Genomic DNA, 11,090 nt, shown 5'->3' with positions numbered 1-11,090 from the left:
CGCCCCCAGGAAGTCACGCAGGATCTCCACCGCCAGTTGAGGGCGATCGGCGAACAGCTTGATGAGAGTGTCATGTCGGGGGGACGGCATGACACTCATTGTTACATCACGAGCACGTAAAGTGACGACCATTCGCCTCCTTTCGGCCCTCAGCCGGTGACCTGCGGTAGCACCTCTGCCCCGAGGCGGCGGATGTTCTCCAGAGTGCGCTGGTGGTCGCCCATTCCCTCGACCATGAGGATGAGGTGCTGGATTCCGGTGGCTTCCGAGGTGCGCAGGATGGACTCCACGCATTGAGCTGGGGAGCCGACCGGGTGGACGCGGGTCAGGAAGTCCACATATGCCGAAATATCCCGGGATGGTGGTTCTCTGTGGTCCACCGGTACGTAGCCGGCCAGGCCGGGCGTCAACCAGCGCGGCAGGGACTCCTTCAGGTCGTTTCGGGCTTCGGCGGTGGAGTTCGCCACGTGGGCGACGGCCGCCGCCATGTGGGCTTGGGGCGTTCCCCCGTGAGACGCGTACATGGAGATCATCGAGCTCTTCTGCAGGTCGTCGATGTGCATGCCGAGCAGCATCGGGAGGCCGCGCTTCGCGGCCAGTGCCACGGTCGGCGGGGAGGTGCAGGCCAGGACCGGGCGCAGCCTGGCCGGCGGGACCAGTGGCACTTCACGGAAGCTGAAGAACTCCCCCGCCGCCGACACCCGCTCCCCGGAGAGCGCGGCGAGCAGTACGTCCAGCGACTCCTCGAAGCCGTGCTCGAAGCGCTCCAGCCCGGTGCCGAACACCTCCAGGTCCACCCACGGCCCGCCCCTCCCGACGCCCAGCGTGAAGCGGCCGTCCGACAGGTGGTGCAGCATGGCCGCCTGTTCGGCCAGGGCGATCGGGTGCTGGGTGGACAGGACGCTCACGGCGGTGCCGAGGCCGATGCGGCTGGTCCTGCCGATCGCCACGGCCGCCAGCGTGGTGGCGGAGGGGCAGACGCCGTAGGACATGAAATGGTGCTCGGCGATCCAGGCATCGGCGAACCCGGCCTCCTCGGCCGCCACGATGAGGTCGAGAGCGCTCGCCAGCACCTGCTCCGACTTCTGGTCCGGAAATCGGGCCACGATGAGAAAAATCCCGATTCGCATTCCATCGATAATGGTCGATCCCGGCGCCAAGCCAATCGACCCGGCAAACAGAAGAAACCAACCGAAGGAGCTAACCGAAGAGGCTCGCCTGGCCCTCGCCCACCGCCGGGTCCCGGTGCCGCTTGAGGTGGCGCCAGCGAGGCAGGTCGTCCAGGTACGACCACGACAGCCGATGGTGCTCCGTGGGCCCCAGGCGGGCCAGCGCCTCCTGGTGCACCGGTGACGGATAGCCGGCGTTGTCCGCGAAGCCGTACTCGTCGCACCCGATCGTCCCCATGTACGCGTCCCGCCGTACCTTGGCCAGGACCGAGGCGGCCGCCACCGAGATGCTGGCCGAGTCGCCCTTGACCTCCAGGCGTACCGGCCACGGCGCCCCGATGTAGTCGTGCGAGCCGTCGAGGATCAGCGCGTCGGGCCGCACGGGGAGGGCGGCCAGGGCGCGGCGGGCGGCGCGGCGCAGGGCCTCCGTCATGCCGAGCTCGTCGACCTCGGTGTGGGTGGCGTCGCCGAAGCCGATGCCGACCGCCCAGGACTCCAGGGAGGCGGCCACCGTCCCGCGCTTGGCGGCGGACAGCTGCTTGGAGTCCGTCAGCCCGGCGGGCGGGTCCGACAGGTCGGTGATGACGGCGCACACCGTCACAGGACCGGCCCACGCGCCCCGGCCCACCTCGTCGAGGCCCGCGACCGTGGTCGTGCTGCGCTGGGAGAGCAGCAGGTGCTCGATGTCATAGGTGGGCGCCATGGGCACCAGACGTTATCGCTCCGCGAGCGATACCGGATCCAGATCGGCGGCGAGATAGCGCGCGGCGACGTGGATGGCCCGCAGCGTCACCGACACCGACGGCCGGTGGACGCTGGAGCCGCGCGCGACGGCCCGTATCTCGCGGCCCACCGGATTGCCGGGGAACTGGCGGACGGCGATGCCGCGCACGCCGGCGGCCAGCGCGAGCGCGGGCACGGCGGCGATCCCGATGCCCTTGGCGACCAGCGACAGGATCGTGCCCAGCCCCTCGAACTCCCACGGCGTCGGCCTGGTGCCGCCCACGTCCACGAAGAGCCGGTCGACCGCGAGGCGCGACGGCTCCCCGTCCGGCGTGGCCATCCACGGCTCGTCACGCAGCTCGCGCAGGTCCAGGGGCACCTCGGGGTCGGCCAGCCGGTGCTTGCGCGGCACCACCAGCACCAGCGGGTCGTTCAGCAGCGGGAACGTCCGCAGGCTGTCGCTGTCGCCGACCCGCCCGTACCAGTCGTCGACGAGCGCGATGTCCACCTCGCCCGCCTGCACCTCGCGCATGCCCCGCCCCGACCGGCTCTGCCCGAGCCTGAGCGTCAGCTCGGTGTAGCGGCGCAGCGAGCGGGCCAGCGCGGGCGCGAACGCGACCGCCGCCGTGGGGAAGGCGGTCACCACCACCCGGCCGGACGGCGTGCCCGCGTGGGCCGAAAGGTCGGATTCGGCCTCTTCGACCATGGACAGAATGCGTTCGCCGTGGATCACCAGGCGGCGGCCCGCGTCGGTCAGCTCGGCGCTGCGCGCGGTCCGGTCGATCAGCGCGGTTCCGGTCTCGCGTTCGAGGGCGGCCAGCTGCTGGGACACGGCGGAGGGACTGTACCCCAACGACTCGGCGGTCGCTGAGATGCTGCCCCGACGGGCAAATTCGCAGATCAGCACCAAGCGCCGCAATTCGAGCATCGGACTTCCTTCCGCCCACCCACAAAAAGCCTCGCTTGTGGTGATGCCTTCATCCAATCACGCTGGGAACGTGACAAACATGACGGTTACCCTCTCCGCCACTCTGGCGACCAACGAAGACATCGAGCGAAGACGGCGCGCCGGGGAACGGGTGCTGCACCTCGCCTTCGGCGAGGCCGGCCTGCCCGTCCACCCGGCGCTGCGCGACAAGCTGGTCGCCGCATCCGAGCGCAACGGCTACGGGCCGGTCGCGGGGGCGGCCGACCTGCGGGAGGCGGCGGCGGGCTACTGGACACGACGGGGCCTGCCCACCGACCCCGAACTGGTCGTCTGCGGCCCCGGCAGCAAGTCACTGCTGTACGGCGTGCTGCTGGCCATCGGCGGCGACATCGTCCTGCCCATGCCCAGCTGGGTCAGCTACGCGGCGCAGGCCGACCTGGTCGGCGCCCGTCCGATCATGGTCGCGCCCCCGCAGGGCCAGGGCGGCGTACCGGATCCGGAGCGGGTGACCTCGGCCGTGCTGCACGCTCGCGCCCAGGGCAGAACCGTCCGCTCGGTGCTCGTGACGCTGCCCGACAACCCCACCGGACGCCTCGCGCCGCCGCAGACCATCCAGCGCCTGGTGGAGGTCGCCCGCGAGCTCGATCTGTACATCATCTCGGACGAGATCTACCGGGACCTGCTGCACGACCCCCTGCTTCCCTTCACCTCGCCCGCGGACCTGGCGCCCGAGCGCACGGTCGTCACCACCGGGCTCAGCAAGAGCCTGGCGCTGGGCGGCTGGCGGATCGGCGTGGCCAGGCTGCCCGACGAGGCGTACGACCTGCGCGCCAGACTGCTCGCGGTGGCGAGCGAGATCTGGTCCGCCCCGGCCGCTCCCGTGCAGGAGGCCGCCGCCTACGCCTTCACCGACCCGCCCGAGCTGGTCGAGCGCATCCTGCGCAGCCAGCGGCTGCACGGCACGCTCGCCCGCGCGGTGCGCGACAGGTTCACGGAGATCGGCGCGTCGGTGCCCACTCCCCAGGGCGGGTTCTACCTCTACCCGGACCTGAGCCACCTGCGGCTCGGCGGCTCGGCCGAGATCACCCGGCTCCTGCTGGAGGAGCACGGCATCGGCGTGCTGCCCGGCCACGCGTTCGGCGACGATCCCACCGCCGCGCGGGTACGGGTCGCGGTGAGCCTGCTCTACGGGGACACCACGGAGGAGCGACTGGCCGCGCTGACCAGCCCCGATCCGCTCCAGCTGCCGTGGATCGCGGCCAATCTGGACCAGCTGTCGATGGGCTTGACGGAGCTCTCGCTGGCGCGGCGGAGCCCGGTGCGTGAACGGCACCCGGCGCTCGTGCCGACGCCATGTCACAGTTAGGCGAAACTTTGTCCACGGGCCGGTGCGGAGACCCCGCAATCGGCCCGTTGACCTGCATGAATACCCAGGTTGCAACAAGCTGCAAAGAATGGTGGGCGAGTGCTGTTCTCTCCCATACCGAGCAGCCTCCATCATGTGCTCATGCCCGCTCTTGTCACCTTGTCCGGGCGCCTCGTGCGCCTGGAACCTCTCAGCCTCGCGGTGATCGACGACCTCGTCGCCGCGGCGAGTGAAGACCGCTCCACGTATGCCTTCACCCGTGTCCCGGCCGGCCGGGACGAGATGGTCTCCTATGTGGAGGCCGCACTGGCTGAGCAGGCGGAGGGCCGCACGCTGCCCTTCGCCGTCCGGTGGCTGAACACCGACCGTGTGGTCGGTGCCACCCGTCTCATGCACCTGGAGTACTGGCAGGGCCCCATGCCCTGGCCGCCGGGTACGCGGGGCGCGGTGGGCGAGGTCCCGTCCGTGGCCGACATCGGTTACACCTGGCTGGGCGCCTCCGCCCAGGGCACGGGTGCGAACCGGGAGAGCAAGTACCTGATGCTCTCGCACGCCTTCGAGACGTGGAACGTCCACCGCATCACGCTCAAGTCAGACGTACGCAACAACAGGTCCCTGGCCGCGATAGCCGCCTTGGGCGCGCATTTCGACGGGATACGCCGGGCGGAATGCAGGGGCGCGGATGACACCGTCCGAGATACGGCGTACTACTCGATCCTGAACTCGGAATGGCCCGGGATTCGAGAACGCCTGGCCCAGAGGCTTGTCCTCGCGGCCGAGGCAGCATAAGGAAGCATCCGTGAAGGCCCCGCCATACGGCGGGGCCTGTGTCTTGATTGCCCCATATATGCCAGTGTCATGGCCGCCCCCGCGTTATCGGGGCCATGCCGCTGTTGACCCTCAGCATCCGCCGCGTGGCTCAACACCCGATTAAAGGCCGATCAACGCTTCGGTTAACGAATGGGCGGATGCCTATCTGTTGCGCAAGGATGGACCTATCATTTGGTAACAAATCTTTCCATTGCGTTGGAGACAGGCGACATGACTGGTCAGAGCGGCGAAGGCGGGCTGAGGTTCGCCGTGCTCGGCCCCGTCCGCGCGTGGCGCGATGGCCAGGAACTCGACCTGGGCACCCCGCTGCAGCGCTCCATTCTCGCCATGCTGCTCCTGCGGGAAGGCCGTGCGGTTACGCCGACCGAGATGATCGACGCGGTGTGGGGCGAGGACGCGCCGCCGCGAGCCCTCGGTGCGCTGCGCACGTACGTCTCCAGGTTGCGCACGGTCCTGGAACCCGGCAGGGCCGCCCGTTCCCGGCCCGAGCTGCTGACCTCCGTCGGCCGGGGGTACGCGCTGCGGCTGCCCGACGACTCGCTGGACCTGACCCGGTTCGAGCGCGGCATCCATGAGGCCGAGGCCGCGCGCCGGGCCGGTAGGCCGCGGGAGGCCGCCGAGGGTCTGCGGGCCGCGTTGTCGCTGTTCGAGGGCGAGCCGCTGGCCGGGGCCGTCGGGCCGTACACCGAGCATCAGCGTGACCGGCTCGTCGAGCGGCGGATCAGTGTGGTCGAGACGCTCATGGACCTGGACCTGGAGCTGGGCGAGCACGCCGCGGTCGTGTCCGAGCTGATCGCGCTGACCGCCGAGCATCCGCTGCGTGAGCGGCTGCGCGCCCAGCTGATGCTGGCCTACTACCGGTGCGGCCGGCAGGGCGACGCGCTGGCCGTCTTCACCGAGACGCGCGACGCGCTGATCGAGGAGCTGGGCATCGAGCCCGGCCACGAGCTGACCGCGCTGCACCAGCGCATCCTGTCCGCCGACCCCACGCTGGCCGTGGCCGAGGTGGCCGAGGAGGAGGCGCCGGAGGAACGCGCGCCGACGCTCGAGCTGCCCCGCCCCGCCCAGCTGCCCGCCGCCGTGAGCGACTTCACCGGGCGCATGGACATCGCCGGGCGGCTGCGCGCGCTGCTGTCGTCGAAGCCGGCCGAGGGCGTGCCGGTGGCCGCGATCTGCGGGATCGGCGGGGTGGGCAAGACCACCCTGGCCGTGCACGTGGCGCACGCGGCCGACGACCTGTTCCCCGACGGCCAGCTGTACGCCGACCTGCGCGGCTACACCGACGAGGCGACCGGTCCCGAGTCGGCGCTGGGCGCGTTCCTGCGCGCGCTGGGCGTGCCGTCCGACGTCATCCCGGAGCGGCTGGCCGAGCGCTCCGCGCTCTATCGGTCGCTGCTCGCCGAACGGCGCATCCTCGTGCTGCTCGACAACGCCCACAACGCCGAGCAGGTGGTCCCGCTGCTGCCCGGCTCCTCGGGCTGCGCGGCCATCGTCACCAGCCGCCACAAGCTGGCCGACCTGCCCTCTGCCCGGCTGTTCGACCTGGACGTGATGGACCCGGACGAGGCGCTGACGCTGTTCGCCTCGGTGGCCGGGACCGAGCGAGTGGCGGCCGAGCACGGCGCCGCCATGGACGTGGTCGCCGCCTGCGGGTTCCTGCCGCTGGCCGTACGGATCGTGGCCGCCCGGCTGGCCGCGCGGCTCTCGTGGACGGTCGCCTCGCTGGTGCCCCGGCTGACCGACGAGCAGCGCCGTCTCGACGAGATGCGGGTGGGCAACCTGGCGGTCGAGGCGACGTTCGCGCTCGGCTACGGGCAGCTGGACACCGCCCAGGCCCGCGCGTTCCGGCTGCTGTCGCTGCCCAACGGGCCCGACTTCTCGGTCGGAGCGGCGGCCGCCGTCCTGTCGATGAGCGCGTTCGCCAGCGAGGACCTGCTGGAGTCGCTGGTCGACGCCAGCCTGCTGGAGGCGCCCGCGCCGGGCCGCTACCGCTTCCACGACCTGCTCAAGCTGTTCGCCCGCCGGACGCTGGAGAAGTCCGAACGGCCGCAGGCCCGCACGATGGCGCTGCGGCGGCTGCTCGGGTTCTACCTGGCCTCCGCCCAGTCGGCGCACCGGCTGGCCTACGAGGGCAGCATGATCGCCGACAACCTCCAGGTGGACGGCAGCGGGCTCTCCTTCAACAGCGTCAACGAGGCCGTCGCCTGGCTGGTGGCCGAGGGCGACTCGCTGTTCGCCGCGATCAACCAGGCCGCCGCCACCGCCCGCGCCCCCGAGCCGCTGCTGCCCGCCGGTGACCTGCTGGTGGCCATGGAGCCGCTGCTGGAGTCGGGCACCCACACCCGTGAGTTCGACCAGGGCACGCGGGCCGTGCTGGGCACCGCCACGCGAATCGGCGACGCCGGGAGCGAGCTGCGAGCCCGCTACGTGCTCGGCCGGGTGCTGTTCGCGAGCAACAAGCTCACGCAGGCCGAGGAGCAGTTCAGGATCGTGCACGAGCTCTCGGTCGCGCGCGCGGAGAAGGTCGTCACCGGCGAGGTGATGAACGCGCTGGCCGTCGTCGTGGGCCGGCAGCGCCGCCACGCCGAGGCGCTGACCTGGTTCGAGTCGGCGATGCGCTGGTATCGCGAGAACGGCGTACCGGCCGGCGAGGCCCTCGTGCTCAGCTACTCGGCCCGCGACCATCTGGGCCTCGGCCGCCCCGAGGACGCGATCGCCGCGGCGGAGAAGGGCCTGGCCATCTTCACCGAGATCGGCAGCGGCGCCGGCACCGCCCGCGCCCGCTACCACCTGGGCATCGTCCTGTCGCGGGTCGGCCGCATCGCCGAGGCCGTCCATCACCACGCCGAGTGCCTGGCCTTCTTCCGCGCCAGCAAGCAGCGCGTGTGGGAGCAGCGGGTCTGCTCCCGGCTCGCCGAGACGTTCATCGCCGCCAAGCGCTACCCCGATGCCGTACGGCACGCAGAGGAGGCGCTGGTGGTGTCGAGGGAGATCGGTCATCCCTATGGTGAGGCGCTGTCGCTGATGGTGCTCGGCGAGGCGCTCGAAGGTCTGGGCAGCGCCACGAGGAGCCTCGACTGCCTACGGCAGGCCTTCGACATCTTCTCGCTGCTCGGCGCTCCCGAGGCGGACGACCTCAAGGTCCGCCTCGACAAGGCTTTGATCATCAAGCCCGTCGCCGGCTCCGACGTCGAGCCGGTCGTCAGTCCTGTCGTCGGTCCGGTCGTCAGTCCTGTCGTCGGTCCGGTCGTCAGTCCTGTCGTCGGTCCTGTCGTCAGTCCTGTCGTCGAGCCGGTCGTCAGTCCCGTCGTCGATTCGGTCGCCAGTCCCGTCGAGCCCTGAGTACAGCTCGTCGTCCAGACGTGTCATCCACACATGGTTGATCAAGGCTGTCCCTTTGGGAGTCACGGATCCCCCGTGATGCGTGCAGGTGGCGCGATTGCTAGCCCGGCCGGTCATCTGACCGTCACGCGTCGCTAGGGGGCCCGGTTATCCGGATGCTCCGCGTAACGGCTAGCCGCCTCACATCGACGACCGGCCGGACCCGACACGAGCCTCGAACCCCCCGGGCTCGTGTCTTGGTGAGAAGCCTCCACCCGGGGGGTCAACATCGGATCAACGGTCGATCAAAGCAGGAAATAACCCTCGGCGATGAGCGGCCGGATGGCGTCGGTGTGCAGGATCTCCCCGTCGCCGACCAGCTCGGCGATGACGTTGAGCAGCGGGCCGAGGGCGAGGTCGCCGTCGCAGACGCCGGCCAGGGCCGCCTCGACGGTGCCGACCTCCCTGCTGCGGCGCAGGCCCTCCGTCTGGCGCAGCACGATGCGCATGGGGTCTTCCGCGCCCGGCAGGCCGATGCGCTCGTCCAGCAGGCCCGCCACGGTCCGCAGGTGGGCCGAGTCGAGGAATCGCACCCGGTGGGCGGTCGCGATCGAGTCGAGCACGCCGTCGACGTAGTCGCCGACGGGCAGCGTGACCTGGTGGGTGAGCTGCTCCACGCGGACCACCGGGTCGAGCGTGCCCGCGTTGCGCATGGTGATCCAGCCGAAGCCGATGCCCCGCACCTTGTGCTCGTCGAACCAGCCCAGCCAGCGGTCGTAGTGCTCGGTGTAGCCGGGGGTGCCCTGCACGGCGGCGTCGCGCAGCCACAGCTCGACGTACTCGGCCGGGTCCTGGACGTCCCGCTGGACCACCCAGGCGTCGCATCCGGTCTCCCCGAGCCAACCGCCGACCCGATCGCGCCAGTCCTCGTCCGCCACGTGCAGCCAATTGGCCAGGAAGTGGGCCTGGCCGCCCGGATTGAGGAAGCGGGGGGTCTGTCGTACGAGATCGCGGCAGAACGCGTCGCCGTCGGCGCCCGTTTCGCGATAGGTCAACCGGCCGCCTGGCGAGATGACGAACGGCGGGTTGGAGACGACGAGGTCGAACAGCTCCCCCTCGACCGGCTCGAACAGGGAGCCGGCGCGGGCGTCCACGCCCTCGATCCCGGACAGCCGCCAGCTGAGCCGGGCCAGCTCCAGCGCGCGGGGGTTGAGGTCGGTGGCCACGATCTCGTCGGCGCGGTCCGCCAGGTGCAGCACCTGTACGCCACAGCCCGTGCCGAGGTCGAGGGCCCGGTGGACGGGGCGGCGGGTGACGAGCTGGGCCAGGTTGGCCGAGGCGCCGCCCGCGCCCACGACGTGGTCGGGGCGGAGCGCCGGGTCGCCGGGCCGTACCTTGCGATCGGAGACGACGTATCCGCCGGTCTCCCAGGGCTGGAGGTGCACGGTGGCGCGTACGTGCTCGCCCTCGGCGGCGACCAGGCCCGACGCGCGGGCCTCGTCGAGAACTCCGGCAGGGAACCGCGCGGCCGGGACGGCGGCGCCGAGCCACCAGAGCCGGATCAGCGCGGCCAGCGGGTCGCCGTCGGCCGTGGCGCGCAGAGCCGGGACCAGCTCCTCGCGGGACAGGGCCGAGGCCGCCATGGCGCCCAGCCGGTCGCGGACGCCGTCAATCGAGTAGCCGGTCTCGAGGAGGTGATCGCGCAGTCGTTCCACGACACCATCCTTTCACCGCAGAATCCCGCGCATGATCCGATACCCGCAGTAATCATACTGTTACCGAAACGTCCAAGCGTTTTGCAAGTGGGCCACGATATCTCTATGAAGACCCACGCTCGGCGTTAGAAGAGGAGCGGATCAATGCAGATCCCTTGCCTGGCCTGCGAGTCCCGTTTCTGGCCCGACGACTACTTCCGCGCCTGCTCCGACTACAACCGCGGGCTGGACCTGGTCTCATGGACCTGCCCCAGCTGCGGCAACCGCGACGACCTGCGGGTGCTGCCGGGCGAGCTGGGATTCGGCTACCCCTGCCGGGGCCGCTTCGACGTGCACGCGCGGGTACGCGTGCCGGGATTGCGCAGGCAGCGTGGTGATCTGCGGCTGGACATCTCGCTCGACACGGCCTGCTGGCGGGTGCCGTCCCGGATCAGGCCGGCCACTAGCGCTGCCGCAGGCTCTGCCAGGCGGCCTCACCGAGCCCTTTGATCTCCTCCTCCGTCGGCGTGTGGGCGCCGGCGAACCACAGGCGGCACATCTCCTGCGCCGGTCCGAGCCACAGCACGTAACACATGGTCGGGTGGACGACCTGGAGTCGGCCGTTCTTCATGTGCGGCCGCCACCAGTCGGACACCTGGCGGAAGAAGGCGCGCCTGGCCTCCGCCACCTCGGCGCCGCCCGGCTCGTTCTTGCGCGGCGGGCGCTCGCTGACCAGGAGCCTCGCGCGCTCCGGGTGCTCGCCGGCCCACCGCATGTGCAGCGCCACGACGGCCTCGATGCCGTCGCGGGCCTCCTCGTGGCTGACCAGCTCGGCGAGGAAGGCCGCCTGATAGGCGGTGAGGATCTCCGCGTAGAGGACGCCGAAGACGTGTTCCTTGCTGGCGAAGTGGTGGTAGAAGCTGCCGACGCTTACGCCGCTCTCCTCCCGGAGGCTGGCCAGCGTGGTGGCCGACACCCCGTCCTGGCTGAATCGGCGCAGGGCACCGTCAATGATGCGGGTGCGTCCGTCGCGTCCGTTCTTGGCACTCTTCACACTG

Annotated in this window: 9 protein-coding genes; 4 read left to right on the top strand and 5 right to left on the bottom strand. The window is 70.8% G+C overall.

Annotation, left to right across the window (positions count from 1 at the left end; translation table 11 throughout):
* Positions 1 to 149: 149 nt before the first annotated feature.
* The 3 genes from AB0B61_RS53075 to AB0B61_RS53065 all read right to left on the bottom strand — a co-directional run bounded on the left by AB0B61_RS53075 (position 150) and on the right by AB0B61_RS53065 (position 2,820).
* On the bottom strand, positions 150 to 1,130 hold the full coding sequence (locus AB0B61_RS53075; RefSeq protein WP_358449175.1) for an LLM class flavin-dependent oxidoreductase: 981 nt from the start codon (positions 1,128 to 1,130) through the stop codon (positions 150 to 152).
* A 70-nt stretch (positions 1,131 to 1,200) separates the two neighbouring features.
* Positions 1,201 to 1,872: a ribonuclease HII gene (locus AB0B61_RS53070; protein WP_358449173.1), complete on the bottom strand. Its 672-nt coding sequence runs from the start codon at positions 1,870 to 1,872 to the stop codon at positions 1,201 to 1,203.
* A 12-nt stretch (positions 1,873 to 1,884) separates the two neighbouring features.
* The gene (locus AB0B61_RS53065; protein WP_358449171.1) at positions 1,885 to 2,820 is read right to left on the bottom strand and encodes a LysR family transcriptional regulator; all 936 of its coding nucleotides are present in this window, start codon (positions 2,818 to 2,820) and stop codon (positions 1,885 to 1,887) included.
* A gap of 79 nt (positions 2,821 to 2,899) precedes the next feature.
* Between AB0B61_RS53065 and AB0B61_RS53060 the strand changes: the two genes are divergently transcribed.
* From AB0B61_RS53060 to AB0B61_RS53050, 3 genes are all read left to right on the top strand, one after another.
* Positions 2,900 to 4,186 (top strand): pyridoxal phosphate-dependent aminotransferase, encoded by a 1,287-nt coding sequence (locus AB0B61_RS53060; protein WP_358449169.1) that lies wholly within the window; start codon positions 2,900 to 2,902, stop codon positions 4,184 to 4,186.
* 141 nt (positions 4,187 to 4,327) lie between these two features.
* Positions 4,328 to 4,975: a GNAT family protein gene (locus AB0B61_RS53055; protein ID WP_225302219.1), complete on the top strand. Its 648-nt coding sequence runs from the start codon at positions 4,328 to 4,330 to the stop codon at positions 4,973 to 4,975.
* Between the two features lie 252 nt (positions 4,976 to 5,227).
* Positions 5,228 to 8,359, top strand: a complete 3,132-nt coding sequence (locus tag AB0B61_RS53050; RefSeq protein ID WP_358449167.1) for a BTAD domain-containing putative transcriptional regulator — start codon at positions 5,228 to 5,230, stop codon at positions 8,357 to 8,359.
* Positions 8,360 to 8,643: 284 nt separating this feature from the next.
* Here AB0B61_RS53050 and AB0B61_RS53045 read toward each other — a convergent pair whose 3' ends face one another.
* Entirely contained in the window at positions 8,644 to 10,053 is a 1,410-nt protein-coding gene (locus AB0B61_RS53045) for a methyltransferase (protein WP_358449165.1), read from the bottom strand.
* A 144-nt stretch (positions 10,054 to 10,197) separates the two neighbouring features.
* Between AB0B61_RS53045 and AB0B61_RS53040 the strand changes: the two genes are divergently transcribed.
* Positions 10,198 to 10,542: a hypothetical protein gene (locus tag AB0B61_RS53040; protein ID WP_358449163.1), complete on the top strand. Its 345-nt coding sequence runs from the start codon at positions 10,198 to 10,200 to the stop codon at positions 10,540 to 10,542.
* Here AB0B61_RS53040 and AB0B61_RS53035 read toward each other — a convergent pair.
* The gene (locus AB0B61_RS53035) at positions 10,496 to 11,086 is read right to left on the bottom strand and encodes a TetR/AcrR family transcriptional regulator (protein ID WP_225302223.1); all 591 of its coding nucleotides are present in this window, start codon (positions 11,084 to 11,086) and stop codon (positions 10,496 to 10,498) included. The two genes, AB0B61_RS53040 and AB0B61_RS53035, sit on opposite strands and share 47 nt — an antisense overlap.
* Positions 11,087 to 11,090 lie beyond the last annotated feature (4 nt).

The sequence above is a fragment of the Nonomuraea sp. NPDC049158 genome (assembly GCF_040648335.1).
Classification (GTDB): domain Bacteria; phylum Actinomycetota; class Actinomycetes; order Streptosporangiales; family Streptosporangiaceae; genus Nonomuraea.
The sequence above is the reverse complement of the archived record's forward strand: the minus strand, read 5'-3'. Positions and strand labels throughout refer to the sequence as shown.